Below are 23,802 nucleotides of genomic sequence, written 5' to 3'. Positions count from 1 at the left end.
GTGCTGATCGGCCGCCCCAGACGCACCATCCGAAGTGCCTGGGTTTACTCAATAAGATCACGCAGGAGATTTGACGTGCACATTGGTGTTCCTCTCGAAACCCAGACGGGTGAAACACGGGTTGCTGCAACCCCGGAAACCATCAAGAAGCTGATCGGCCAGGGTCATAAAGTCACTGTGCAAAGCGGCGCCGGTATTAACGCCAGCGTTGTCGACAGTGCTTATGAAGCGGCAGGCGCGACCATTGGCAGTGCCAATGATGCATTTGGCGCAGAGCTGATTCTCAAGGTGGTCGCCCCCAGCGACAGCGAACTGACGCTGATAAAAAGCGGCACCGTTGTGGTGGGCATGCTCAATCCGTTCAGCAATGAAACCATTGCCAAGCTGGCTGAGTGCGGCATTACCGCTTTCGCACTGGAGGCCGCGCCGCGCACCTCCCGTGCTCAGAGCCTGGATGTGTTGTCCTCCCAGGCGAACATCGCCGGCTATAAGGCCGTGTTGCTGGCCGCTCACTACTATCCACGTTTCATGCCAATGCTGATGACGGCGGCGGGTACCGTGAAAGCAGCGCGCGTGCTGATTCTTGGCGCTGGCGTAGCCGGTTTGCAGGCGATTGCCACGGCGAAACGCCTGGGTGCCGTGATCGAAGCGTCCGACGTGCGTCCTGCCGTGAAGGAACAGATCGAATCTCTGGGTGCGAAATTCGTCGATGTGCCGTACGAAACCGATGAAGAGCGCGAATGCGCCGTCGGTGTCGGCGGTTACGCGCGCCCAATGCCGGCCAGCTGGATGCAGCGCCAGGCCTTGGCCGTGCACGAACGCGCCAAGCAGGCTGACATTGTCATCACCACCGCACTGATCCCGGGCCGCAAGGCGCCGACACTGTTGAGCGCCGAAACCGTGGCGCAGATGAAGCCAGGCTCCGTGGTCATCGACCTCGCGGCAGCCCAGGGCGGCAACTGCCCGCTGACCGTAGCGGACCAGGTAGTGATCGAGAATGGCGTGACCATTGTCGGCCCGACCAACCTGGCCGGCGCGGTCGCGGCAGACGCGTCAGCGCTGTACGCGCGCAACCTGCTGGACTTCCTGAAGCTGGTCTTCAACAAAGAAGGTCAGTTCGAAGTGAACCTCGAAGACGACATCGTCGCCGCGTGCCTGATGTGCCGCGACGGCCAAGTCATCCGCAAAAACGCCTAAGCAGGGATTCAGACGATGGAAGAGCTTATCTCCCCCGGTATCTACAACCTGATCATCTTCGTGCTGGCGATTTATGTCGGTTATCACGTGGTCTGGAACGTTACACCTGCACTGCACACGCCGTTGATGGCGGTGACCAACGCCATTTCGGCGATCGTGATCGTCGGCGCCATGCTGGCGGCGGCTTTGACCGTGACGCCACTGGGCAAGACCATGGGCACCCTGGCGGTGGCTCTGGCGGCCGTGAACGTGTTCGGTGGTTTTCTGGTAACGCGTCGCATGCTTGAGATGTTCAAGAAAAAAGCCCCGAAAGCCGTAAAAGAAGAGGCGCCCAAGTAATGAGCATGAATCTGGTAACGACGCTCTACCTGATCGCGTCGATCTGCTTCATCCAGGCCCTCAAAGGCCTGTCGCACCCAACCACGTCGCGGCGCGGCAATGTCTACGGCATGCTCGGCATGGCCCTGGCGATCCTCACCACGGTCGGCCTCATTTATAAGCTAGGGGCAGAGCTCGCTACTGCCGGCATCGGCTACGTCATCGTCGGCCTGTTGGTCGGCGGTACCGCCGGCTCGATCATGGCCAAGCGTGTTGAAATGACCAAAATGCCGGAACTGGTCGCCTTCATGCACAGCATGATCGGTCTGGCGGCGGTATTCATCGCCATTGCAGCCGTGGTCGAGCCGCAGTCCCTGGGCATCGTTAAACAGCTGGGGGATTCGATTCCGGCGGGTAACCGTCTGGAGCTGTTCCTCGGCGCGGCCATCGGTGCAATCACCTTCTCCGGTTCGGTGATCGCGTTCGGCAAGCTGTCGGGCAAGTACAAGTTCCGTCTGTTTCAGGGCGCACCGGTACAGTTCAGCGGTCAGCACAAACTGAACCTGCTGCTGGGCCTGACCACGCTGGCTCTGGGCGTCACCTTCATGCTGACCGGCAACTTCAGCGCATTTGCTCTGATGCTGGCCCTGGCCTTCGTGATGGGTGTGCTGATCATCATCCCGATCGGCGGCGCCGACATGCCCGTCGTGGTGTCGATGCTCAACAGCTACTCCGGCTGGGCCGCAGCGGGTATCGGCTTCTCGCTGAACAACTCGATGCTGATCATTGCCGGCTCGCTGGTAGGTTCGTCTGGTGCGATCCTCTCGTACATCATGTGCAAGGCGATGAACCGTTCGTTCTTCAATGTGTTGCTCGGCGGTTTCGGCAACACAGCAGATGCCGCTGGCCCGGCAGGCTCGAAAGAAGCCCGCCCGGTGAAATCCGGCTCGGCTGATGACGCCACCTTCCTGCTGACCAACGCCGATACTGTGATCATCGTTCCAGGCTATGGCCTGGCGGTAGCGCGCGCGCAGCACGCGTTAAAAGAACTGACCGAGAAGCTGACCCACCGTGGCGTGACCGTTAAGTACGCAATCCACCCGGTTGCCGGTCGCATGCCTGGCCACATGAACGTGTTGCTGGCCGAGGCCGAAGTGCCTTACGACCAGGTGTTCGAGATGGAAGACATCAACTCCGAGTTCGGTCAGGCCGATGTGGTGCTGGTGCTCGGCGCCAACGACGTGGTGAACCCGGCGGCCAAGAACGATCCGAAATCGCCGATTGCCGGCATGCCGATTCTCGAAGCGTTCAAAGCCAAGACCATCATCGTCAACAAGCGCTCGATGGCCAGCGGCTATGCCGGTCTGGACAACGAACTGTTCTACCTGGACAAGACCATGATGGTTTTCGGCGACGCCAAGAAAGTCATCGAAGACATGGTTAAAGCCGTCGAGTAAAAACCTTCGGCCACCTGAACGCCCCGACTCGTCGGGGCGTTTTTGTTTGTGGACGTTACAGATACTGTAAAGGTGTTTTGCCTGAAAGCACCGGAATAGACACCTCGAATGCGACCTTGGTCGCGGGTCGGGCAGCGATCAAATTCACTAGACTGCGCACTCTGCTTCCGTTGCCCGAGATAACAATCATGTACCGTGACCGTATTCGCTTGCCTTCATTGTTGGACAAGGTGATGAGCGCCGCCGACGCTGCCGCTCTGATTCAGGACGGCATGACCGTCGGCATGAGCGGCTTTACCCGAGCCGGCGAAGCCAAGGCCGTGCCTCATGCACTGGCCGAACGCGCCAAGGTCACGCCGCTGAAAATCAGCCTGATGACCGGCGCCAGTCTGGGTAACGACCTCGACAAACAGCTGACTGAAGCCGGCGTACTGTCGCGACGCATGCCGTTCCAGGTGGACAGCACCCTGCGCAAGGCGATCAATGCCGGCGAGGTCATGTTCATCGACCAGCACCTGTCGGAAACCGTAGAGCAACTGCGTAACCAGCAACTCAAGCTGCCGGACATCGCGGTGATCGAAGCCGTGGCGATCACCGAGCAGGGCCATATCGTGCCGACCACCTCGGTGGGCAACTCGGCCAGCTTCGCGATTTTCGCCAAGCATGTGATCGTCGAGATCAATCTGGCGCACAACCAGAATCTTGAAGGCCTTCACGACATCTATATCCCCACCTACCGGCCGACCCGCACGCCTATTCCACTGGTGAAGGTCGACGATCGCATTGGAAGCACCGCCATTGCGATACCGCCGGAAAAGATCGTCGCTATCGTGATCACCCATCAGTCCGACTCGCCATCCACGGTGTTGCCGCCAGACAGCGACACCCAGGCCATCGCTGACCACCTGATCGACTTCTTCAAGCAAGAAGTGGCTGCCGGTCGCATGACCAACAAACTCGGCCCGCTGCAAGCCGGTATCGGCAGTATTGCCAACGCGGTGATGTGCGGCTTGATCGACTCCCCCTTCGAAGACCTGACCATGTACTCCGAAGTGCTGCAGGATTCGACCTTCGACCTGATCGACGCCGGCAAGTTGAGCTTTGCTTCGGGCAGTTCGATCACCCTGTCGAGCCGGCGCAATGCCGATGTATTCGGAAATCTGGAGCACTATAAGGACAAGCTGGTGCTGCGCCCCCAGGAAATCTCCAATCACCCCGAAGTAGTGCGGCGCCTGGGCATCATCGGCATCAACACTGCGCTGGAATTCGACCTGTACGGCAACGTCAACTCCACCCACGTCTGCGGAACGCGGATGATGAACGGTATCGGCGGCTCAGGCGACTTCGCACGCAATGCGCACCTGGCGATCTTTGTCACCAAGTCGATCGCCAAGGGCGGTGCGATTTCCAGCGTGGTCCCCATGGTCAGCCATGTCGACCACACAGAACATGACGTCGACATTCTCGTGACCGAGACAGGCTTGGCCGACCTGCGCGGCCTGGCGCCGCGAGAGCGCGCCCGCGTCATCATCGACAACTGTGTTCACCCGGACTATCGCCCAGCCTTGAATGATTACTTCACCGCCGCTTGTGCCGTCGGCGGGCACACCCCACACATCCTGCGCGATGCCCTGAGTTGGCACATAAATCTGGAAGAAACCGGGCGCATGCTGGCGGTGTAATTGATACAGATAGCGGCTGACGCAAACACAGTTTCGTCAGTTCGCTGTGGCAACGTCCAATTTTGTCAAAAACTGTACTGCTGTATCGGTCTTTTCCTACCGTAATCGCCTACACTTTCTGGTCGAACGACCAAAAACGCACCATATCAGTGCTCATAGGTACAGTTGCCTCAATTTCGACCAGTACACTGCCATTTAACAGTTAACTGGTCCCTCACAATACAGGTGAACTGTATCTACAGAGACTGGCCAAACGAGAGGATCATGGGCACCAGTCAAACCACTACCTAATCCCGCCACAAGCGGAAGGATGTCAACCATGGAACGTACACTCAGTTCCGAACTGTTCTTCGAAGACACTGCTGCAAAAACCCAGGCTTCCCTGCCTTTGCGCGTTATCGCCAACCTGATGCTGTGGCAGCGCCGCATCACCAGCCGCCACCAACTGGCTCGTCTGGATTCGCGTCTGCTGGCTGACGCCGGGATTAGCGAAGCACAACGCTACGAAGAGCTGAGCAAGCCGTTCTGGCGCTAAGTTAGCGTCGCTGGCTCTGACCCACCGGGTCCACCGCCAGCAACCCGAATTGAACAAACAAAACCCGTCGTGGGAAACCACGACGGGTTTTGTCGTTTTGGGGCTTCTTATTGGCTCGTGCAGAAGAGAAAGCCACCAACATGTACAGTTTATGAATTATAAGAATTGAACCAGTACAATTTCATCAAGGTGTGTCTGTGTCCGCAGACGTCACGGGGTCACCATTGAATCCCAGATAGCTGGCAACACGGACTACCCCCCATGAATAGCTTGCTAAATATTTCCGTCGTCACACCTCAAACCAAGCCCCGCCTGGGCAGGCTTCGACGCTTATTGAGAGCGCTCGCTGACAGCCTGGAAAGAGCTCGAACCCGGCGTTTGCTGGGCCAACTCAACGATCAACAGCTCTCGGAACTGGGCATCAGCCACGCCGACCGGCTCAATGAATTGGATAAACCGCTCTGGGGCCAGGCTTTGCCATTCACAGACGGGACTGTTCTAACCGATGTGCTCAGGCCTAATATTTAGACAGAACGTGGCGAACGCTTTAAGACGACAGGCGTCTGATCCTGCGCCACCTCTCAATCGGTTCATCCAAAGGAGTTATCCCCCATGTCCCGCCTTCGTCTGCTCAGCGCTGCCGCCCTGCTTGCCATGGCTGCCAATGCCCACGCCACCAGCTTTATCGTGACCACCGATTCCATTGTTGGTGGACTGAAGGCTTCCTCCGACGCGACTTCGGATGTCTCCTCTTCCTTTCGCGACGACAAAATTGTCCGTGCTGCCCGTGACGACGCCGCCAGCTTCGTTGCCAGTGAAGGTGCCATCCGTGGCGTGAAGCTGGAAAGTGCACTCGACCATATCCGCCAACAGGCTCCTCAACTGAATGCGACCGACGCACAATTGGCCCAGGCCATCCTGACGATCTAGGCGACAGCTCTAAAGCGGGCGCCCTAATGCTGGTCAGTTGAACGCATTCCATGTGGGAGCGGGCTTGCTCGCGAAGGCCTCAGTACATCCAACATTGATGTCGCCTGACACACCGCTTTCGCGAGCAAGCCCGCTCCCACAGGTGTCCCAATGTTTCGGCGCTGGCTCTAGCCCGGGCATTGCGCTAGCCTTGGGACTCGCTTTCAGCTATCGAGCCTCATGCGTTTTCTTTCAAATCTGTTGATCACTCCGGTTTTTCTTGCGGCCTGCTGGTCAGGTTCGGCCCATGCTTTCGACGCTTTCAACCTGTCTACACAAGGCACCGTAGCCAGTGGTTACGCCACCAGCATGGTGACCTCCGCCCCCTTCGACCATAAACTGCTGATCGCCGCCCGGGATGACGCTGCGGCGTTCATCGCCAGTGACGGCCAACTGCGAGGAGCACAACTGGAATCGGCCTTGATCTATCTGCGCCGGACCCAGCCAAAACTTCATGCCAGTGACCTTGAACTGGCGCAGGCAATTCTCGTCCAATAGTTATCCCCAGTTCCTCCGGAGTCATTCCATGCGTAGCCCGCTGATTGCTGCCACCCTTGGCTTGCTGTTATTGGCCGATGTGACCCAGGCGCACACCTTGGTTGCCACCAGTAACATCATCATTCGTGCCACCCAGCGCACGCTTGATTTCACTTCCGATACCACCACGTCCATCCGTGATTCGAAGATCGTCCGTGAAGCCCACGACGATGCGGCCAGCTTCGTCGCCAGCGACGGTGAAATCCGTGGCGCACACCTGGAAGCGGCCTTCGACACCTTGCGCACCCGCGTACCGGAAGCCCGCGACGCCAGTGATCAGGTTCTCGCCGAAGCCATCCTCGCACTGTGAGGTCGCTAGGCACCTGGCTGCTGGCCGGGGTCGTGTTGCTGCTTGGCAACACGGCTCAGGCCGGCCTGCAATTACGACTCAAGACCGACGGTCTGAGCCCTGCGCAACAGCAGGCCAGTCAGGCGCTGCTCGATGAAGCCATGCAGGCGTTGCCGCCGCGTTTCATCGAGCAACTGGACCGGCGTATCGACGTCGGCTGGACCGACGACATGCCGAGCGATGCCTACGGCCAGGCGTCGCTTGTGTCCGAGCTCGACCTGAATCGCAACCTGCTCGCCAGTCTCACCGACGGCAGCGCTGCGACCAAAAAGACGTATCGTCCCCACGGCACCGTGCGCCGGGAGATGCTCGCCACGGTGTTGCACGAACTCACCCACATCTATGACCGTGCGCGCCTGTGGCCAGACGCCGAGCGCACGCTCATCCAGCGCTGCACGCAACGCAACAGCAGCTCCGGGCTGATCGGCATCCCGGATCAATGCCGCGGGCAGACCGCACGACGCTGGACCCTCAGCGACGACCCTCGCCTGCTCGATCTCGCCGGCTGGCCGCAATACGTCGGCCGACGCGGCGAACGTGAACAGCACAACCGGCAGATTGCCCGCAGCCCGGACATCTACGAGACGAGCAACCCGAAGGAGTTCGTCGCGGTCAACATGGAGTACTTCCTCCTCGACCCAAGCTATGCCTGCCGTCGCCCTGCGCTGTACCGCTACTACAAAGAACATTTCGGTTGGGCACCTGCCGCCAAAGATAAATGCGCCCAATCATTCGCCTTCCTCAATGCGGGTAACGACTTCGCCAAGCAGCCCCTGGGCCAGGTCGATCCGGAGCGGGTTTACGCTGTCGACTATCTGCTGGCCGAAGCCAACCAGAACTGGGTCAGCCGCTGGGGCCACAGCATGCTGCGACTGGTGATCTGCGCACCGGGTCGGCCGCGCGGGCCGGATTGTCGACTGGATCTGGATCAGCATTTGGTGCTGTCCTACCGCGCCTTCGTCGGTGACGTACAGCTATCGAGCTGGGATGGGCTGGTGGGTAAATACCCTTCGCGTCTGTTTGTCTTGCCCCTGGCTCAGGTGATCGACGAATACACCAAGACTGAACTGCGCAGCCTGGCCTCGGTGCCGCTGAACCTGTCGCGAAGCGAGATCGAAGACGTGGTGGAGCACGCCGCGGAGATGCACTGGAGTTATGACGGCAACTATTTTTTCCTGTCCAACAACTGCGCGGTAGAAGGCCTGAAGTTACTGCGCAGCAGCACCAACAATGCGCAACTGGTCGGCCTGGACAGCATCATGCCCAACGGTTTGCTGGAAGTGCTCAAGGGCCGCGGACTGGCGGACACCAGCGTACTGGATGATCCTCGCGAAGCGTTACGCCTGGGCTATCGCTTCGATTCCTTCCGCGAGCGTTATCAAGCGATGTTCGAAGTGCTGAAAAAGCATTTGCCGATCAAGCAGGAAAAGGTCGAAGACTGGCTGTCATTGAAAGCTGAAGAACGCCGCAAATGGATTGACCAGGCAGACTTGCGCACCAGCGCGGCATTGCTGCTGCTGGAGCAGGCCAGTTTCCGTCAGCAGCTGGTGCTGGCCCAGGACGAAGTGAAACAGCGGTACCTGGGCGCTCGAGAATTGAGCAACGGCGGTATGGATAAGGCCAACGCGACCTTGCAGCAGATTCTCGCCAATAGCGGCTTCCTCAGCCGTCCGGCCGAATTGCTTGGCACCGGTGGTTATGGTTTGCCGCAGCCGAACGAGTGGACGCGCCTGGAGTCGGAGAGCAGCCTGCGCCAGAAACAGCTGCAAGCGCTGACCGGGGACCTCGACAAGGAAGTGCGAGCGCTGCTCGATCCGAGCCGTGCCGCCGAGATGGCCGCCAACGAAGCCAACCTGAAGCAGGTTGGCGAACATCTGAGGAAGTTGCACAAGGCTGCGGGTGGGTTGGAACTGCCCTGAGACATAAGACCCCGAGAGAGCAAAATCCTCTGTGGCGAGGGAGCTTGCTCCCGTTCGACGGCGAAGCCGACGCGATAGGGTGCCTGGTCGATTTTGGGGCCGCTTCGCGCCCCAGCGGGAGCAGGCTCCCTCGCCACAGTGGTCGCCTGATTGCTTAGCTGTGGGTCAATACAAAACACCATCCAGAATCTCATAAACAATCCCGGTGCCTACGGCGATCAGCACAATATCGCCGCCCGCACGACGCCACTCGTAACCCGGGTAATGCGGCAGTCGGCCCAACGCGCGGTTATCCAGGCGCTCGCCGTAATACCCGTGAGGCAACGGCCGGCCACGGACCAGATGAATGCCTGGAGGTGGCGGCGCACCGCGTACAAAATAACCACGATTGTCGTGAATGGTCTGACGCACCGGGCCGAAATCCCGTGGCGGACCGCCGCGACGATTGTCCTGCGGGCCACGGTGCTCGTCGCCACGATTGTCACTGCGGTTATCGTAATGACCCTGCTGCGGGTCGCCGCGGTCGTGATCGTCACGCTGATCGGCGCTGGCGTGCAGCAACGGGGTCGCACCGAGCATCAGCACGCCCAGGCCGGCAATCAGACGTTTCGGCATTTTCATCAGGTCTTTCCTCACGGCACATGCAGCAAAAAGGGCTTCAGAACGTAGTCCTGAAGCCCTAGGTCTTGCTGTTTAGTCTGTGCCGCGAGGCGCTAATTCCTCTGTATCAGGAACTTTACCTTTAGCTGACCCGCGCTTTACGCACGCCGTCGGACAAGGCCGCACACAGGCTGAGTACGCCCTCCACGGCCTCGTCCGGCGTCGAGGCACTGGCGATGTGATCGATCAGCGCCGACCCCACCACCACACCATCGGCCAGACGTGCGATGGACGCTGCCTGTTCCGGTGTACGAATGCCGAAGCCGATGCTGATCGGCAGATCAGTATGACGACGCAGACGAGTAACAGCTTCTTCGACATGTTCAAGTGTCGCCGCACCCGCACCGGTCACACCCGCCACCGACACGTAGTAAACAAAACCGGAACTGCCATTCAATACGGTCGGCAGACGCACGTCGTCGGTGGTCGGTGTGGTCAGACGGATGAAGTCCAGGCCTGCAGCCTGCGCCGGGTCGCACAACTCAGCGTTATGCTCCGGCGGCATGTCGACCACGATCAGACCATCGACACCGGCCTCTTTGGCTTCAGCGATGAAACGCGGCACGCCGTACATGTGAATCGGGTTGAAGTAGCCCATCAGCACCAGCGGAGTCTGACTGTTGCCTTCACGGAACTCGCGAACCATTTGCAGGGTTTTCGCCAGGTTCTGTTTGGCGCCCAAGGCACGAATGTTGGCCAGTTGAATCGCCGGGCCATCGGCCATCGGATCGGTGAAGGGCATGCCCAACTCGATCACGTCGGCACCCGCTCCCGGCAAGCCTTTGAGAATCGCCAGAGACGTGTCGTAACTCGGGTCGCCGGCGGTCACAAAGGTCACCAGGGCGGCGCGGTTCTGTTCCTTGAGTTCGGCAAAACGCGTTTGCAGGCGGCTCATCAGTGTTTCTCCTGCTGGGATTGCTCTTGTTGAGAGTGTTCCATATGGTGCATCACGGTCTGCATATCTTTGTCGCCACGGCCGGACAGGTTGACCACCATCAGGTGATCTTTCGGCAGTGTCGGTGCGCGTTTGAACACTTCGGCCAGGGCATGGGCGCTTTCCAGTGCAGGAATAATCCCTTCCAGGCGACAGCATTTGTGGAACGCGTCGAGGGCTTCGTCGTCGGTCACCGAGGTGTACTGGACGCGGCCGATGTCGTGCAACCAGGCGTGTTCCGGGCCGATGCCCGGATAGTCGAGACCGGCGGAAATCGAGTGGGCGTCGATGATCTGGCCGTCGTCATCCTGCAACAGGAACGTACGGTTGCCGTGCAGCACGCCCGGTACGCCGCCGTTCAGGCTGGCCGCGTGCTTGCCGGTTTCGATGCCATAACCGGCGGCTTCGACGCCGATGATCTCGACGCTCTTGTCATCGAGGAACGGATGGAACAGGCCCATGGCATTGGAACCCCCGCCGATGCACGCCACCAGGCTGTCGGGTAGACGCCCTTCCTGGGCTTGCAACTGCTCGCGGGTTTCCTTGCCGATCACAGCCTGGAAGTCGCGAACCATGGCGGGATACGGGTGCGGGCCGGCCACCGTGCCGATCAGGTAGAAGGTGCTATCGACGTTGGTCACCCAGTCACGCAAGGCTTCGTTCATCGCGTCTTTGAGGGTGCCGGTGCCAGCAACCACCGGGATCACTTCGGCGCCCAACAACTTCATGCGAAACACGTTGGCCTGCTGACGTTCGATGTCGGTGGTGCCCATGTAGATCACGCACTCCAGGCCGAATCGTGCCGCCACGGTGGCGGTCGCCACGCCGTGCATACCGGCGCCGGTCTCGGCAATGATGCGTTTCTTGCCCATGCGCCGCGCCAGCAGAATCTGACCGATGCAGTTGTTGATCTTGTGCGCGCCAGTGTGGTTCAACTCTTCACGCTTGAGATAAATCTTCGCGCCACCGCAGAACTCTGTCAGACGCTCGGCGAAATACAGTGGACTTGGACGTCCGACGTAATCACGCTGGAAGTAGGCCAATTCTTCTTTGAATGCCGGATCTTCCTTGGCCGCTTCGTATTCGCGGGCCAGATCGAGGATCAACGGCATCAGGGTTTCGGCGACGTAGCGGCCACCGAACGCGCCGAACAGGCCGTTGGCGTCGGGGCCGTTGCGCAGATTAGTCTGGGTCATGGGTCGCTCCAGTTGTATTCGAGAGGTGACGATGGGGTTCACTCTACCCCTGACGTCCCACGCTGAAAACCGATAAGATCGCCGCAACCTGTCAGGAAAACTCACAGATTCCATGAGCCATGACCTTCCTCCGCTGAACGCCCTTCGGGCCTTCGAAGCCACTGCCCGCCTAAACAGCGTCAGTCAGGCTGCTGAACAGCTGCACGTCACTCATGGGGCGGTCAGCCGGCAACTCAAGGTGCTGGAGGAGCATCTGGGCGTGAGTCTGTTCATCAAGGATGGACGCGGCCTGAAACTCACAGATGCCGGCGTTCGTTTGCGTGATGTCAGCGGCGAAGCCTTCGAGCGCTTGCGTAGCGTTTGCGCCGAATTGACCCAGAGCACCGCCGATGCGCCGTTCGTGCTCGGCTGCTCGGGCAGCCTGCTGGCGCGCTGGTTCATTCCGCGTTTGGGGCGACTCAATGCGGATTTGCCGGATCTGCGCTTGCACCTGTCGGCTGGCGAAGGCGATCTCGATCCACGGCGGCCCGGCCTGGATGCCTTGCTGGTGTTTGCCGAGCCGCCATGGCCAGCAGACATGCAAGTCTACGAATTGGCCAGCGAACGCATCGGCCCAGTCATGAGCCCACGATTCGTCGGCTACGAAAGGCTGCAGAACGCACCGGCAAGCGCACTGTTGACCGAACCCTTGCTGCACACCACTTCACGCCCTCAAGCCTGGCCGAGTTGGGCACAGCAAAGCGGCCTCGACGCCAAGGCGCTGAAGTACGGTCAGGGTTTCGAGCATTTGTATTATTTGCTGGAGGCGGCAGTGGCCGGGCTGGGTGTGGCCATCGCGCCCGAGCCACTGGTGGCCGAGGATTTGAAGGCCGGTCGCCTGGTTGCGCCATGGGGTTTCTGTGAAACCCCGGCGCAACTGGCGTTATGGCTACCCAAGCGCGCCGCGGACGGGCGCGCTCGGCAACTGGCGCAGTGGCTTAAAAACGAACTGCGCCAGGCACCTTAATTACCGCGCTTGCACAGCAGATAGGCCGCCAGAAGACCCAGCGCACCGACTGCGACACCGGCTGTAGTCCAAGGGTGTTCCTGAGCGTAGTCGCGAGTCGCGATCCCGGTTTCACGGGTTTTGACCTTGACCTCTTCATAGGCATCGGAGAGCAGATGACGCGAATGTTTCAGCGCATTCTCAGCGTTGATTTTCAGCGTTTTAAGGGTTTTACGCGACTCGTCCGAGGCGTCGTCCTTCAGGCTTTCCAACGATTTCAGCAGACTCTCGATCTCGGCTTCCATGCTTTGCAATGAGGCTTTGCGTAACGAGGTGTTGGCCATGGTGGCTCTCCTGCATTGTTGATGAGTGGCGTGTGTTGGTTGGGACTTCAGGCGTTCGAGAAAGTGCAGTAAATCTGAACCTCCACCTCGAATTGGTCGACAGAAGAAATAAGAAAAATCACTGCTAGGCTGTATTTCACACCCTTAGGAGAACGCCATGACTGACCATCACACCTACAAGAAAGTCGAGTTGGTTGGCTCATCCACCACCAGCATTGAAGACGCCATCAACAATGCCCTGGCCGAAGCCAACAAAAGCCTAAAGTACATGGAATGGTTTGAAGTGACCGAAACCCGTGGGCACATCAAGGACGGCAAAGCTGCGCACTTCCAGGTGACGCTCAAAGTCGGGTTCCGGATTGCCAGTAGCTGAGTTTGAGCTAGTCTTCTGAACTTGCGCGCTGGCCGAATGCCATAGGGAATGGCAAAGCGCTAAGTGGTGAGCGAATCCGGCGGATAGCTGGATGCACTCACCCTATTGATCCGACCAGGGAGTGCAACCCATGAAGAAGTTTATTTTGGCGGTAGGTTTGTTGAGCCTTGCGGGAACAGCCTTTGCCGAGGGCAAGCCGTGCGAAGAGCTGAAAGCCGAAATCGCAGCGAAACTGGATGCCAAGGGTGTTTCCAATTACACACTGGAGATCATCGACAAAGGCGCTGCTGCTGACGGAAAAGTCGTCGGCTCCTGTGAGAAAGGCACCAAGCAAATCGTCTACAAGCAGGGCTGACCGCCCTCGAAAATGAAAAAGCCGACGCAATGGCGTCGGCTTTTTTGTGGGTGCCGCTTGAACGTCAGCCCTTCATGACCTGCGCCAACAGCTCATAGGAATGCACGCGATCAGCATGTTCGTATAGATCACAGGTAAAAATCAGCTCATCCGCCTGGGTCTGCTCGATCAGCACCTCAAGCTTGGCGCGGATTTTCTGCGGGCTGCCGACCATGGCCAGTCCCAGGAAATCACCGACCGCTTCTTTCTCATGGGGCAGCCACAGCCCGTCCATGGTCTTCACGGGCGGGCGTTGCACCAGGCTCTGACCACGCATTAACGCGAGAATCCGTTGGTACACCGAAGTGGCCAGGTAATCGGCCTGCTCATCGGTGTCTGCCGCCACCAGCGGCACACCAAGCATCACGTAAGGCTTATCCAAAACCGCTGAAGGCTTGAAGTGGTTGCGGTAAACGCGAATCGCCTCGTGCATGAAGCGCGGTGCGAAATGTGAGGCAAAGGCGTAGGGTAAACCGCGCTCACCGGCCAGCTGAGCACTGAACAAGCTCGAACCCAATAACCAGATCGGAACGTTGGTGCCGGTACCCGGCATGGCAATGATCCGCTGGTCCGGCGTGCGTGGGCCGAGGTAGCGCATCAGTTCGGCCACGTCCTCCGGGAAGTCGTCGGCATTGCCGGAGCGCTCACGACGCAAGGCGCGGGCAGTCATCTGATCGGAGCCGGGCGCGCGGCCCAGGCCTAGGTCGATCCGGCCTGGATACAGACTTTCAAGGGTGCCGAACTGCTCGGCGATCACCAGCGGCGCGTGGTTGGGCAGCATCACGCCGCCCGAACCGACACGAATGGTCGAAGTGCCGCCGGCCAGATAACCCAGCAGAACCGAGGTCGCCGAACTGGCGATCCCGTCCATATTGTGGTGTTCAGCAACCCAGAAGCGGTGGTAGCCGAATTTTTCGACGTGCTGCGCCAGGTCCAGGGAATTGCGCAAGGACTGCGCCGCGCTGCCGTTTTCCCGCACGGGCACCAAATCGAGGGTCGAAAACTTGATATCAGACAATCGTTTCATAAACCTGCTTCTCCAATGGGTAAGCAGGTTTTTTCACGAACGAAAACCTGCCGAGTCTATAAGCGTGTTCTCTGCAATGAGGGCATATACCCGAGTTTCAATAGGAGAGACAAAATTCCTGCGTAATCAGAAGACTGATCAGATGAGGTGAACTTTGCCCGACGGTCTATCCTCAGAACCCTGGTAACCAAAAACCACGAAGGCGTGACGGTTCGCGCCGGACCTTGAGGAGGCAGACATGGCCATCACAAAGAAAGCATCGGCTCATTGGGAAGGTGATCTGAAGACCGGCATCGGCTCGATTTCCACGGAAACCGGTGTACTCAGAGAAGCGCCCTACGGCTTCAAAGCCCGTTTCGAGGGAGGTAAGGGCACCAATCCGGAAGAGCTGATCGGCGCGGCTCACGCGGGCTGTTTCTCCATGGCGTTTTCAATGATTCTCGGTGAGGCCGGCCTCAAGGCCGACAGCATCGACACCAACGCCGAAGTTACCCTGGACCAGGTGGACGGCGGCTTTGCAATCACCGCCGTGAAACTGATCCTCAAGGCGAAAATCCCTGGGGCGACCCAGGCGCAATTCGAGGAACTGAGCAACAAGGCCAAAGAGGGCTGCCCGGTGTCCAAAGTATTGAATGCGAAAATCAGCCTGGATGCGACGTTGGTCAGCTAAACCGATAAAAGATCGCAACCTTCGGCAGCGCCTACGGGATCGAGTGGCCTGTAGGAGCTGGCGCAGCCTGCGATCTTTTTTGCGCTGAAACAAAACCTGGTTGGCGAAACTGTGGTCGAATAAATGACAGCAGCTTAAGCGCATCACTGTGCGCGCTGCCTCAAGGGAGCTTCAACCATGAAACGTTTTGCCTTGGCGGTTATCTGTTGTGCGCTGGCCACATCGGCTCTCGCGGCACCAAAATCCTGTGAGGAACTCAAGGCCGAAATCGAAGCCAAGATCCAGGCCAATAACGTCTCGTCCTATACCCTGGAAATCGTCACTAACGACGAAGTGCACGATCAGAACATGGTCGTAGGCTCATGCGAAGGCGGCACCAAGAAAATCATCTACCAAAAAAATGACCGTTGATTCGTCTCACATGACGCAATTAGCCAGTCGATCCTCGGCGACAATCTCCCGCTTGGCGTTGTACAGCCGGGCGCTGGGGGTGAACGCTATAGAACGCGCTTCCAGCAGATAACGCTGTCCGGCCTCGAAATGGTCGTAGTTGATGGTCAAGTAGCACAGCCGCTCCAACGGAGCATTCATCAAGCCCGAGCCACCACCCATCACTTCAAAATCGAAACGTACTATCAGCTCATGCCTACCCGGGGTGACCTGGAAGTAACGCCCGTCGCTCAGACGCTGGTTATCCAGCCGATCGGCCATCAGCAATTTACCGCCAGGGCTCGGTGTAGCGAAGTCGACCCAAGCCATCTGCGGATCGACCGCCGGCAACGGACCCGCGCAACCGACAAAGGCGCCAGTAGCAAGCAATAGCAACAACCTGCGCATGATGAATATCCCAAGGACTGATCGTTCAGCATAGCGCCGATCAGGTACGTTGGCAGCCTGCCGGTGTGCCCTGCCCAATCACTTTTCGCTGCTGATCGTAGAGCTTTGCCCACGGCCGAAAACCGATATTCCCCGCTTGCAGCTGATATCGCTGACCGGCGTTGAATTCCTTGAATTTCACATTCAACTGGCAGTCGCGCCACAGCGGCTCGGCGTTGGGGCCAATGTTGGTCGGCTGGACAGCAAACAAGTAGCGAACTGTCAGCTCATGGCTACCGGGCTGCACCTCGAAGTAACGCTTGTCGATGGAAGCCTTGTCATCGACTTCTACCGCTTGCAGCGCGGTGTCTTCCTGCCGTGAATCCAGATCGATCCACGCCTGCGAAGGATCAGGGGTGGGCAGTCCGGCACAACCGGCCAGCATCAGCAGGCCTCCCGTCAGCATCAACTTGCGCATAGCGGAGCTCCAATAGGCGGGATAGTCTTGCGGGCAGACTTTCCAAGGATGATTCATTTTGATCAGGCCGCGTCCAAGCCTTGGGTTACTTGATCGCGTTTTACGCATTTTGTTTCCGGGGATGTTTCTTTTGTTATTGAACGGCTGCACCAGCATCAGCTATTACGGCCAATTGGCCAGTGGTCAGCTGCACTTGCTGCGGGCACGTGAGCCGGTTTCCAGTGTGATTGCCGATCCCGGCCGCGATCAGCAATTGCGCGCGCATCTGACCCAATCACAAAAGGCCCGGACATTCGCCAGCCAACGCCTGCACCTGCCGGACAACCAGAGCTACCGCTTGTACGCCGACATCGACCGACCGTTTGTAGTCTGGAACGTCTTTGCCACGCCGGAGTTTTCGCTGAAGCCGCAGAACCATTGTTTCCCCATCGCTGGCTGCGTCGCCTATCGCGGGTATTACAGCCAGAGCGCTGCCCGCGGTGAGGCCGCGTTGCAACGATTGCAAGGTATGGACGTGTCGATTGGCGGCGTCGAGGCCTATTCGACGCTCGGTTGGTTCAACGACCCGATCATGAGCTCGATGATGGGTTTGGGCGACGAACGGTTGGCCACGCTGATTTTCCACGAACTCGCCCATCAACGTTTTTATGTGAAAGACGACACCGAGTTCAACGAGTCCTTCGCCACCTTCGTCGAGCAGGAAGGCACTCGGCAATGGCGCGCATTCCGAGGCATGCCGCCGGATAATGGAGCTTTGGAGCAGCAACGCGATCAGTTCATCCAGTTGGTGCTGGACACCCGCACCAGGTTGGAACGGCTTTACGCCCTGCCGCTGCCTGCCGAACAAATGCGCGAGCAAAAAGCGGCAGAGTTCGAACAATTGCGCCGTGAATACCGGACACTACGCGACAGCCAATGGGCTGGGAACAAACGCTACGATGCCTGGATCAACACCCCGATGAACAATGCTCGACTGCTCCCGTTTGGTTTGTACGACCAGTGGGTGCCGGCATTTGCCGCGTTGTTCGGGCAGGTCGATGGGGATTGGGTGCGGTTTTATGCAGCGGTGGAGAAGCTGGGCGCGTTACCGGTTGAGGAGCGTAAGGCGGCGTTGAAGGTGTTGGCCGGATCATGAATTTTTGGTGACTGAACGGGCCTCTTCGCGGGCAAGCCCCCACATTAGGTCGGTGTATGCCGATGTCCTTTGGACAGACATATAACCCTGTGGGAGCGGGCTTGCCCGCGAAGGCGCACTGATCAGCGCTGCAAAAACGCCTGATGCATCTCCTCCAGCGTTTCAAAGTGATACGCCGGTGCTTCAGCGCTCAACTCTTCCCGGCTGCCAAACCCATAACCCACCGCCGCTGCGTCCAGTCCATTGCTGCGAGCGCCGATCAGATCGTGTTTACGGTCGCCGATCATCAGGGTATTGGCCGGGCCCAGACCCTCTTCGCTCATCAAGTGCGCAATCAACTCGACCTTGTTGGTTCGCGTGCCATCCAGTTCGCTGCCGTAAATCACCTTGAAATGCTTGGCAAAGTCGAAGTGCCGGGCGATTTCCCGGGCGAAAACCCATGGCTTGGAGGTCGCGATGTACAGCTGTCGCCCTTGCCTACCGAGGGTTTCGAGCAGCGGCATAACCCCGTCGAATACGCGGTTTTCATACAGGCCGGTGACTTTGAAGCGTTCACGATAAAAGTTCACCGCTTCCCAGGCCTTGGGCTCGTCGAAGTCGTAAAACTGCATGAACGCCTGCAACAACGGCGGGCCGATGAAGTGCTCAAGCTTGCTCAGGTCCGGCTCATCGATGCCCAGTTTGCTCAGGGCGAACTGGATGGAGCGGGTGATGCCTTCACGCGGGTCGGTCAGCGTGCCATCGAGGTCGAACAGTACGGTTTGGTAATGCATGAAAATTCCTGAGCAATAGCGAGACACTTTCCGTTATCAAGAGGTTTAGAGCTGATCGTAGCCTTCGGCCAGATGCAGGTCCTTGAGCTTTACGTAGTTCGCCGCGCTGTAGGTGAAAAAGGCTTTTTCCTTGTCTGTCAGCGGTCGGATCTGTTTCACCGGGCTACCGACATAGAGAAAACCGCTTTCCAGGCGCTTGCCCGGGGGTACCAGGCTGCCGGCACCGATGATCACATCGTCCTCGACCACCGCGCCGTCCATGACGATGCTGCCCATGCCGATCAGAATCCGGTTGCCCACGGCACAACCATGCAGCATGACTTTATGTGCGATGGTCACATCGTCGCCGATCAGCAATGGGAAGCCATCGGGATTGAACGGACCGGCGTGAGTGATGTGCAGCACGCAGCCATCCTGCACGCTGGTGCGCGCACCGATTCGGATGCGATGCATGTCGCCACGGATCACTGTCAGCGGCCAGACGGAGCTGTCTTCGCCGATTTCAACGTCGCCGATCACCACCGCCGAGCCGTCGACAAAGGCGCCTTTGCCCAGCAGCGGCGTGTGGTTCTGATACTTGCGAAGGGTCACGATAGGCTCTCTCTCTTTTGCTGATAGCTGCGGTGAGCGTCGATTGTAATTAAGATGGGGCCATGTTTCTTCCCGCATGTTTTCCAGCCAAGGTGCCAACCGTGAGCGTGAACAACCCTCTTCTGCAGTCCTACGACCTGCCGCCGTTCTCGGCGATCCGTGCCGAACACGTGCAACCGGCCATTGAAAAGATCCTGGCTGACAACCGCGCCGCCATCGTCGATATCCTCAAAACCCAGGGCAAACAACCGACCTGGGCCGGCCTGGTGCTGGCGATGGACGAACTCAATGACCGTCTGGGCGCCGCCTGGAGCCCGGTCAGCCACCTCAATGCCGTGTGCAACAGTGCTGAGTTGCGCGAGGCTTACGAGTCCTGCCTGCCGGCCCTGAGTGCCTACGCCACCGAGCTGGGTCAGAACCGTGAACTGTTTCAGGCCTATGAAGCGCTGGCCAACAGCCCAGAGGCTGCCGGTTTCGACGTGGCGCAAAAAACGATCCTGGAGCACGCCCTGCGTGACTTCCGTCTGTCGGGTATCGACCTGCCTGCACCTGAGCAAAAGCGTTATGCCGATGTGCAGAGCAAACTGTCTGAGCTAGCCAGTCACTTCTCCAACCAGTTGCTCGACGCCACTCAGGCCTGGACCAAACACATCACCGACGAAGCCGCCCTCGCCGGCCTGACCGAGTCGGCCAAAGCGCAAATGGCCGCCGCCGCGCAAGCCAAAGACCTGAACGGCTGGCTGATCACCCTGGAATTCCCGAGTTACTACGCGGTAATGACCTACGCCCAGGACCGCACCCTGCGCGAAGAAGTCTACGCCGCCTACTGCACCCGTGCGTCGGACCAAGGCCCGAATGCCGGTCAGAACGATAACGGCCCGGTCATGGAAGAAATCCTCGACCTGCGTCAGGAGCTGGCAAAACTGTTGGGCTTCGCCAGCTTTTCGGAGTTGAGCCTGGCCACCAAAATGGCCGAGTCCAACGATCAGGTGCTGAGTTTCCTGCGCGACCTGGCAAAACGCAGCAAGCCTTTCGCCGCCCTGGATCTGCAACAGCTCAAGGCCTACGCCGCCGAACAAGGTTGCCCGGATCTGCAAAGCTGGGACAGCGGTTTCTACGGTGAAAAACTCCGCGAGCAGCGCTACAGCGTCGCCCAGGAAACCCTTCGCGCGTACTTCCCGATCGACAAGGTCTTGGGTGGACTGTTCAGCATCGTCCAGCGCCTGTATGGCATCGAGATCGCCGAGCTGAAAGGCTTCGACACTTGGCACCCGGACGTTCGCCTTTTCGAAATCAAGGAAAACGGCCAGCACGTCGGCCGCTTCTTCTTCGACCTGTATGCCCGCGCCAACAAGCGCGGCGGTGCCTGGATGGACGGCGCCCGCGATCATCGCCGCACGATCAATGGCGCGCTGCAAAGCCCGGTGGCGAACCTGGTGTGCAACTTCACCCCGGCCGATAGCGGTAAACCAGCCCTGCTGACCCACGACGAAGTCACCACCCTGTTCCACGAATTCGGTCATGGCCTGCATCACCTGCTGACCCGCGTCGAGCACGCCGGCGTGTCCGGCATCAACGGTGTGGCCTGGGACGCGGTCGAGCTGCCAAGCCAGTTCATGGAAAACTGGTGCTGGGAGCCGGAAGGCCTGGCGCTGATTTCCGGTCACTACGAAACCGGCGAGCCGCTGCCTCAAGACCTGCTGGAAAAAATGCTCGCGGCGAAGAACTTCCAGTCCGGCCTGATGATGGTCCGTCAGTTGGAGTTCTCGCTGTTCGACTTCGAACTGCACGCCACCCATGGCGACGGTCGTAACGTGCTGCAAGTGCTCGAAGGCGTGCGCGACGAGGTTTCGGTCATGCGTCCACCGGCCTACAACCGTTTCCCCAACAGCTTCGCCCACATCTTCGCCGGTGGTTACGCGGCGGGTTACTACAGCTATAAATGGGCTGAAGTATTGTCGGCCGATGCCTTCTCCAAGTTCGAAGAAGACGGCGTGCTCAATGCCGAGACCGGTCGCGCCTTCCGCGAAGCGATCCTGGCGCGCGGTGGATCTCAGGAACCGATGGTGCTGTTCGTCGACTTCCGTGGCCGTGCGCCATCGATTGACGCACTCTTGCGCCACAGCGGCCTGAGTGAGGACGCGGCAGCATGAGAGAGGGACCTGTGATTACCAAAAAACGCTTTATCGCCGGGGCAGTCTGCCCGGCCTGCAGCGAGCCGGACAAGTTGATGATGTGGAACGAAGATACCGTTCCACATCGCGAGTGTGTGGCCTGCGGTTATTCCGACACGCTGAATGAACAAGGCCTGTCGGTGCCCAAGGAATTGGGCACCCGGGTCAACACCTCGGCACTCAAGGTGCCGGACGCCAAGGTTCAGGCTGTGCAGTTTTTCCCGAACCCGAAACTGAAGAAAAAGCCTGACGAACAGCACTGAGTGCTGGGACTCACCTTCCACTGCGCAATGCAGTGGAAGGTGTTACTTACTCGACATGAGCCGATTTGAACCAGTTCTTCATCGAGCAACTGGCAAACGGACTGGTGCTGCAATCACCATTGGCCAGCGCCGTACGAAGTTTGTCTACATCGGCCTGCATCATGTAGCGAATGCCGTCCTTGAAGTGGGTGCTATCGCCAAAACCACCCTGGGTCATTTCACTCAGCGCGTCTTCCTTGCTCCAGCCCTGCACCACCACCCGGTACATCGCCGCCATCAGGCCCGTGCGGTCCGAGCCGTGTTTGCAATGCATAAGTACAGGGCCTTTGGCTTCGGCGGTCTGAATCGTGCGAAGCGCCTTGAGCACATCACTGTCGTCCACGTGATTGGTGCGGTAGGGCAGCTGAATCTGGGTGATTCCGGGCGTGGACAACCAGCTTGAGTCCGGTTCAGGCAGGAAGTTGATGACGGTGGCGACCTTGAGTTTTTCCAGCAGCGGCACCGCCCCGCTGTCTGGCAATGCACTGCGATAGAGGGTCGGGGACATCTGATAGAGGTTGTACTGAACCTCCACCGATTGAGCCCAATCCGCTGGCCGAGGCAGTGGCGTATCGTCGGCCCAAGCCAGTGAAAGAGTAAAAAACGCAACCAACGACAGACAAATCGCAGGGAAAAGGCGGAATTGGGACATGCTCGGGCGACCGTATGGGAAGAGACAGCTGGATGACACTCAGATTGAGCCTTGAGCGGTCAAAGTCCCGTGAGCCACCTGTCAAAGAATCGTGAATATGCCGATCCGCGATAGGGGAAGTAACGAATATCGTCCGGGTTCGACCAAGCGCCCAGTGGCACTAGTCATATGAGTGACGCCCCTATACTGTATATAAAAACAGTACCGAGGCGTTTTCATGTCTACCCCTCTTCCCCCGCGCGGTCGCGGCACCGCCACCAACCCGCACAACCGCTTCGCGCCGAACCGTTCGGTGGCCGAGGATGACGGCTGGTATCAGGAAGCACCGATCACCCAAGGCACCGAGGTGCGCATCGAGACGGCAAAATCCATCATTACCCGCAACAATTCGCCGGACTTGCCCTTCGACCGTTCGATCAATCCTTACCGCGGCTGCGAGCATGGCTGCATCTATTGCTATGCGCGGCCAAGCCACGCCTATTGGGACCTGTCGCCGGGGCTGGATTTCGAAACCAAGCTGATCGCCAAGACCAACGCCGCCGATGTGCTGGAAGAACAACTGTCCAAACGCGGCTATCAATGCGCACCGATCAACCTGGGCTCCAACACCGACCCTTATCAACCGATCGAGCGTGAACACAGAATCACCCGCAAGACCCTCGAAGTGCTGCTGCGCTACCGTCACCCAGTGACCATCATCACCAAGGGTTCGCTGATTCTGCGCGATCTGGACCTGCTGGCCGAACTCGCCGAGCAAAGGCTGGTGGCGGTGATGATCAGCCTCACCACCCTGGACGATGAACTCAAACGCATCCTCGAACCCCGTGCAGCAACGCCCAAGGCGCGACTGCGGGCGATCCGGGTGATGCGCGAAGCCGGGATTACCGTGGGCGTTTTGTGTTCACCGATGATTCCGATGATCAACGACAGCGAACTCGAAAGCCTGCTGACCGAAGCTCATGCGGCGGGTGCCCAGAGTGCCGCTTACATGATGTTGCGCTTGCCTCTGGAAGTGGCGCCACTGTTCGAAGAGTGGCTGGCCGCCCACTATCCCCAGCGCGCAGCTCATGTGATGAGCCTGATCCGCCAAAGCCGTGGTGGCGAGCTCTACGACAGCCGGTTTGGCGCCAGAATGCGCGGTGAAGGGCCGTTTGCCGATCTGTTGGCACAACGCTTCGCCAAAACCATCAAGCGCCTGGGGCTCAATCGTCGGGAAGGCTTCAACCTGGATTGCACAGCCTTTTGTCCGCCGGGTCGCCAGATGCCGTTGATTTAACGACAGTTGGCCCTATGGTGAGTAGAGAAAACGATACACCGCGTTTAGGCTGGTCACGT

Annotated in this window: 28 protein-coding genes and 1 pseudogene; 19 read left to right on the top strand and 10 right to left on the bottom strand. The window is 58.9% G+C overall.

The annotated features are described in order from the left end of the window. Window positions 1–75: 75 nt before the first annotated feature. The 10 genes and pseudogenes from LOY38_RS00635 to LOY38_RS00590 all read left to right on the top strand — a co-directional run bounded on the left by LOY38_RS00635 (window position 76) and on the right by LOY38_RS00590 (window position 8,963). On the top strand, window positions 76–1,197 hold the full coding sequence (locus LOY38_RS00635) for a Re/Si-specific NAD(P)(+) transhydrogenase subunit alpha (protein ID WP_258698426.1): 1,122 nt from the start codon (window positions 76–78) through the stop codon (window positions 1,195–1,197). A 15-nt stretch (window positions 1,198–1,212) separates the two neighbouring features. After that, window positions 1,213–1,536, top strand: coding sequence for an NAD(P) transhydrogenase subunit alpha (locus LOY38_RS00630; protein ID WP_003187010.1), 324 nt, complete (start codon window positions 1,213–1,215; stop codon window positions 1,534–1,536). Beyond that, complete coding sequence (locus LOY38_RS00625) at window positions 1,536–2,972, top strand: NAD(P)(+) transhydrogenase (Re/Si-specific) subunit beta (protein ID WP_258698425.1); 1,437 nt, start codon at window positions 1,536–1,538, stop codon at window positions 2,970–2,972. The genes LOY38_RS00630 and LOY38_RS00625 overlap by 1 nt, the downstream gene beginning before the upstream one ends. Before the next feature lie 188 nt (window positions 2,973–3,160). Continuing rightward, window positions 3,161–4,654, top strand: a complete 1,494-nt coding sequence (locus LOY38_RS00620; protein ID WP_258698424.1) for an acetyl-CoA hydrolase/transferase family protein — start codon at window positions 3,161–3,163, stop codon at window positions 4,652–4,654. 319 nt (window positions 4,655–4,973) lie between these two features. Then, entirely contained in the window at window positions 4,974–5,189 is a 216-nt protein-coding gene (locus LOY38_RS00615; protein ID WP_008018491.1) for a DUF1127 domain-containing protein, read from the top strand. A gap of 261 nt (window positions 5,190–5,450) precedes the next feature. After that, window positions 5,451–5,654 (top strand): annotated as a pseudogene (locus LOY38_RS00610) (DUF1127 domain-containing protein); the annotation flags it as partial. Between the two features lie 147 nt (window positions 5,655–5,801). Continuing rightward, the gene (locus LOY38_RS00605; RefSeq protein WP_105342757.1) at window positions 5,802–6,119 is read left to right on the top strand and encodes a DUF2388 domain-containing protein; all 318 of its coding nucleotides are present in this window, start codon (window positions 5,802–5,804) and stop codon (window positions 6,117–6,119) included. Window positions 6,120–6,338: 219 nt separating this feature from the next. Next, a complete protein-coding gene (locus tag LOY38_RS00600) occupies window positions 6,339–6,656 on the top strand; it encodes a DUF2388 domain-containing protein (protein ID WP_258698423.1) in 318 nt (105 codons plus the stop codon). Between the two features lie 28 nt (window positions 6,657–6,684). Then, entirely contained in the window at window positions 6,685–7,005 is a 321-nt protein-coding gene (locus tag LOY38_RS00595; RefSeq protein WP_258698422.1) for a DUF2388 domain-containing protein, read from the top strand. Further along, window positions 7,002–8,963 (top strand): DUF4105 domain-containing protein, encoded by a 1,962-nt coding sequence (locus LOY38_RS00590; protein ID WP_258698421.1) that lies wholly within the window; start codon window positions 7,002–7,004, stop codon window positions 8,961–8,963. Before LOY38_RS00595 ends, LOY38_RS00590 begins: the two co-directional genes overlap by 4 nt. 165 nt (window positions 8,964–9,128) lie before the next feature. On the opposite strand, the gene LOY38_RS00585 is transcribed toward LOY38_RS00590, so the two are convergent. From LOY38_RS00585 to trpB, 3 genes are all read right to left on the bottom strand, one after another. After that, entirely contained in the window at window positions 9,129–9,584 is a 456-nt protein-coding gene (locus LOY38_RS00585; RefSeq protein WP_258698420.1) for an RcnB family protein, read from the bottom strand. 121 nt (window positions 9,585–9,705) lie between these two features. Further along, complete coding sequence (gene trpA / locus LOY38_RS00580; protein ID WP_258698419.1) at window positions 9,706–10,518, bottom strand: tryptophan synthase subunit alpha; 813 nt, start codon at window positions 10,516–10,518, stop codon at window positions 9,706–9,708. Beyond that, window positions 10,518–11,753 (bottom strand): tryptophan synthase subunit beta, encoded by a 1,236-nt coding sequence (trpB, locus tag LOY38_RS00575; protein WP_258698418.1) that lies wholly within the window; start codon window positions 11,751–11,753, stop codon window positions 10,518–10,520. The genes trpA and trpB overlap by 1 nt, the downstream gene beginning before the upstream one ends. Before the next feature lie 112 nt (window positions 11,754–11,865). Here trpB and LOY38_RS00570 point away from each other — a divergent pair, with 112 nt between their 5' ends. Next, window positions 11,866–12,759, top strand: coding sequence for a LysR family transcriptional regulator (locus LOY38_RS00570; protein ID WP_258698417.1), 894 nt, complete (start codon window positions 11,866–11,868; stop codon window positions 12,757–12,759). Here the strand turns inward: LOY38_RS00570 and LOY38_RS00565 are convergent. After that, the gene (locus LOY38_RS00565) at window positions 12,756–13,082 is read right to left on the bottom strand and encodes a YqjD family protein (RefSeq protein ID WP_007902771.1); all 327 of its coding nucleotides are present in this window, start codon (window positions 13,080–13,082) and stop codon (window positions 12,756–12,758) included. The genes LOY38_RS00570 and LOY38_RS00565 overlap by 4 nt on opposite strands. Before the next feature lie 157 nt (window positions 13,083–13,239). Between LOY38_RS00565 and LOY38_RS00560 the strand changes: the two genes are divergently transcribed. Both LOY38_RS00560 and LOY38_RS00555 read left to right on the top strand, forming a co-directional pair. After that, complete coding sequence (locus LOY38_RS00560) at window positions 13,240–13,455, top strand: dodecin (RefSeq protein ID WP_007902773.1); 216 nt, start codon at window positions 13,240–13,242, stop codon at window positions 13,453–13,455. A 130-nt stretch (window positions 13,456–13,585) separates the two neighbouring features. Next, window positions 13,586–13,810: a DUF1161 domain-containing protein gene (locus LOY38_RS00555; RefSeq protein ID WP_258698416.1), complete on the top strand. Its 225-nt coding sequence runs from the start codon at window positions 13,586–13,588 to the stop codon at window positions 13,808–13,810. Window positions 13,811–13,874: 64 nt separating this feature from the next. Here LOY38_RS00555 and LOY38_RS00550 read toward each other — a convergent pair whose 3' ends face one another. Continuing rightward, window positions 13,875–14,876: an LLM class flavin-dependent oxidoreductase gene (locus LOY38_RS00550; protein ID WP_258698415.1), complete on the bottom strand. Its 1,002-nt coding sequence runs from the start codon at window positions 14,874–14,876 to the stop codon at window positions 13,875–13,877. A gap of 238 nt (window positions 14,877–15,114) precedes the next feature. Here LOY38_RS00550 and LOY38_RS00545 point away from each other — a divergent pair, with 238 nt between their 5' ends. Both LOY38_RS00545 and LOY38_RS00540 read left to right on the top strand, forming a co-directional pair. Further along, window positions 15,115–15,546 (top strand): OsmC family protein, encoded by a 432-nt coding sequence (locus LOY38_RS00545; RefSeq protein ID WP_007940742.1) that lies wholly within the window; start codon window positions 15,115–15,117, stop codon window positions 15,544–15,546. A gap of 177 nt (window positions 15,547–15,723) precedes the next feature. Then, the gene (locus LOY38_RS00540; RefSeq protein ID WP_258698414.1) at window positions 15,724–15,957 is read left to right on the top strand and encodes a DUF1161 domain-containing protein; all 234 of its coding nucleotides are present in this window, start codon (window positions 15,724–15,726) and stop codon (window positions 15,955–15,957) included. Window positions 15,958–15,963: 6 nt separating this feature from the next. Here the strand turns inward: LOY38_RS00540 and LOY38_RS00535 are convergent, their stop codons facing one another. Both LOY38_RS00535 and LOY38_RS00530 read right to left on the bottom strand, forming a co-directional pair. After that, window positions 15,964–16,383, bottom strand: coding sequence for a hypothetical protein (locus LOY38_RS00535; protein ID WP_258698413.1), 420 nt, complete (start codon window positions 16,381–16,383; stop codon window positions 15,964–15,966). A gap of 40 nt (window positions 16,384–16,423) precedes the next feature. Continuing rightward, entirely contained in the window at window positions 16,424–16,840 is a 417-nt protein-coding gene (locus LOY38_RS00530) for a hypothetical protein (RefSeq protein ID WP_258698412.1), read from the bottom strand. A gap of 58 nt (window positions 16,841–16,898) precedes the next feature. On the opposite strand from LOY38_RS00530, the gene LOY38_RS00525 reads away from it, so the two are divergent. Then, the gene (locus LOY38_RS00525; RefSeq protein ID WP_123720045.1) at window positions 16,899–17,975 is read left to right on the top strand and encodes an aminopeptidase; all 1,077 of its coding nucleotides are present in this window, start codon (window positions 16,899–16,901) and stop codon (window positions 17,973–17,975) included. A 122-nt stretch (window positions 17,976–18,097) separates the two neighbouring features. Here LOY38_RS00525 and LOY38_RS00520 read toward each other — a convergent pair whose 3' ends face one another. After that, complete coding sequence (locus tag LOY38_RS00520; RefSeq protein ID WP_258698411.1) at window positions 18,098–18,748, bottom strand: HAD family hydrolase; 651 nt, start codon at window positions 18,746–18,748, stop codon at window positions 18,098–18,100. Window positions 18,749–18,793: 45 nt separating this feature from the next. Beyond that, window positions 18,794–19,339 carry a gamma carbonic anhydrase family protein gene (locus LOY38_RS00515; protein WP_007902790.1) on the bottom strand — a complete coding sequence of 182 codons (546 nt, stop codon included), beginning with the start codon at window positions 19,337–19,339 and terminating at the stop codon, window positions 18,794–18,796. Between the two features lie 101 nt (window positions 19,340–19,440). Here LOY38_RS00515 and prlC point away from each other — a divergent pair, with 101 nt between their 5' ends. Both prlC and LOY38_RS00505 read left to right on the top strand, forming a co-directional pair. Continuing rightward, complete coding sequence (gene prlC / locus LOY38_RS00510; protein WP_258698410.1) at window positions 19,441–21,492, top strand: oligopeptidase A; 2,052 nt, start codon at window positions 19,441–19,443, stop codon at window positions 21,490–21,492. Next, window positions 21,489–21,776, top strand: a complete 288-nt coding sequence (locus LOY38_RS00505; protein WP_258698409.1) for a YheV family putative zinc ribbon protein — start codon at window positions 21,489–21,491, stop codon at window positions 21,774–21,776. The genes prlC and LOY38_RS00505 overlap by 4 nt, the downstream gene beginning before the upstream one ends. Before the next feature lie 46 nt (window positions 21,777–21,822). Here the strand turns inward: LOY38_RS00505 and LOY38_RS00500 are convergent, their stop codons facing one another. After that, the gene (locus LOY38_RS00500) at window positions 21,823–22,467 is read right to left on the bottom strand and encodes a dual specificity protein phosphatase family protein (RefSeq protein WP_258698408.1); all 645 of its coding nucleotides are present in this window, start codon (window positions 22,465–22,467) and stop codon (window positions 21,823–21,825) included. A gap of 217 nt (window positions 22,468–22,684) precedes the next feature. Between LOY38_RS00500 and LOY38_RS00495 the strand changes: the two genes are divergently transcribed. Continuing rightward, window positions 22,685–23,743 (top strand): PA0069 family radical SAM protein, encoded by a 1,059-nt coding sequence (locus tag LOY38_RS00495; RefSeq protein WP_258698407.1) that lies wholly within the window; start codon window positions 22,685–22,687, stop codon window positions 23,741–23,743. The last annotated feature ends 59 nt before the right edge of the window (window positions 23,744–23,802 follow it).

Origin of the sequence: Pseudomonas sp. B21-015 (genome assembly GCF_024749285.1) — a bacterium.
Classification (GTDB): domain Bacteria; phylum Pseudomonadota; class Gammaproteobacteria; order Pseudomonadales; family Pseudomonadaceae; genus Aquipseudomonas.
The sequence above is the reverse complement of the archived record's forward strand: the minus strand, read 5'-3'. Positions and strand labels throughout refer to the sequence as shown.

Excerpts from the sequence above, each read along its gene's own strand:
- trpB (WP_258698418.1), bottom strand. The coding sequence starts at position 11,753 with ATGACCCAGACTAATCTGCGCAACGGCCCCGACGCCAACGGCCTGTTC.
- LOY38_RS00520 (WP_258698411.1), bottom strand. The coding sequence starts at position 18,748 with ATGCATTACCAAACCGTACTGTTCGACCTCGATGGCACGCTGACCGAC.
- LOY38_RS00560 (WP_007902773.1), top strand. The coding sequence starts at position 13,240 with ATGACTGACCATCACACCTACAAGAAAGTCGAGTTGGTTGGCTCATCC.
- LOY38_RS00630 (WP_003187010.1), top strand. The coding sequence starts at position 1,213 with ATGGAAGAGCTTATCTCCCCCGGTATCTACAACCTGATCATCTTCGTG.
- LOY38_RS00495 (WP_258698407.1), top strand. The coding sequence starts at position 22,685 with ATGTCTACCCCTCTTCCCCCGCGCGGTCGCGGCACCGCCACCAACCCG.
- LOY38_RS00530 (WP_258698412.1), bottom strand. The coding sequence starts at position 16,840 with ATGCGCAAGTTGATGCTGACGGGAGGCCTGCTGATGCTGGCCGGTTGT.
- LOY38_RS00540 (WP_258698414.1), top strand. The coding sequence starts at position 15,724 with ATGAAACGTTTTGCCTTGGCGGTTATCTGTTGTGCGCTGGCCACATCG.
- LOY38_RS00545 (WP_007940742.1), top strand. The coding sequence starts at position 15,115 with ATGGCCATCACAAAGAAAGCATCGGCTCATTGGGAAGGTGATCTGAAG.
- LOY38_RS00595 (WP_258698422.1), top strand. The coding sequence starts at position 6,685 with ATGCGTAGCCCGCTGATTGCTGCCACCCTTGGCTTGCTGTTATTGGCC.
- LOY38_RS00605 (WP_105342757.1), top strand. The coding sequence starts at position 5,802 with ATGTCCCGCCTTCGTCTGCTCAGCGCTGCCGCCCTGCTTGCCATGGCT.
- LOY38_RS00555 (WP_258698416.1), top strand. The coding sequence starts at position 13,586 with ATGAAGAAGTTTATTTTGGCGGTAGGTTTGTTGAGCCTTGCGGGAACA.
- LOY38_RS00620 (WP_258698424.1), top strand. The coding sequence starts at position 3,161 with ATGTACCGTGACCGTATTCGCTTGCCTTCATTGTTGGACAAGGTGATG.
- trpA (WP_258698419.1), bottom strand. The coding sequence starts at position 10,518 with ATGAGCCGCCTGCAAACGCGTTTTGCCGAACTCAAGGAACAGAACCGC.
- LOY38_RS00570 (WP_258698417.1), top strand. The coding sequence starts at position 11,866 with ATGAGCCATGACCTTCCTCCGCTGAACGCCCTTCGGGCCTTCGAAGCC.
- LOY38_RS00550 (WP_258698415.1), bottom strand. The coding sequence starts at position 14,876 with ATGAAACGATTGTCTGATATCAAGTTTTCGACCCTCGATTTGGTGCCC.
- LOY38_RS00500 (WP_258698408.1), bottom strand. The coding sequence starts at position 22,467 with ATGTCCCAATTCCGCCTTTTCCCTGCGATTTGTCTGTCGTTGGTTGCG.
- LOY38_RS00535 (WP_258698413.1), bottom strand. The coding sequence starts at position 16,383 with ATGCGCAGGTTGTTGCTATTGCTTGCTACTGGCGCCTTTGTCGGTTGC.
- LOY38_RS00585 (WP_258698420.1), bottom strand. The coding sequence starts at position 9,584 with ATGAAAATGCCGAAACGTCTGATTGCCGGCCTGGGCGTGCTGATGCTC.
- LOY38_RS00565 (WP_007902771.1), bottom strand. The coding sequence starts at position 13,082 with ATGGCCAACACCTCGTTACGCAAAGCCTCATTGCAAAGCATGGAAGCC.
- LOY38_RS00625 (WP_258698425.1), top strand. The coding sequence starts at position 1,536 with ATGAGCATGAATCTGGTAACGACGCTCTACCTGATCGCGTCGATCTGC.
- LOY38_RS00505 (WP_258698409.1), top strand. The coding sequence starts at position 21,489 with ATGAGAGAGGGACCTGTGATTACCAAAAAACGCTTTATCGCCGGGGCA.
- LOY38_RS00600 (WP_258698423.1), top strand. The coding sequence starts at position 6,339 with ATGCGTTTTCTTTCAAATCTGTTGATCACTCCGGTTTTTCTTGCGGCC.
- LOY38_RS00615 (WP_008018491.1), top strand. The coding sequence starts at position 4,974 with ATGGAACGTACACTCAGTTCCGAACTGTTCTTCGAAGACACTGCTGCA.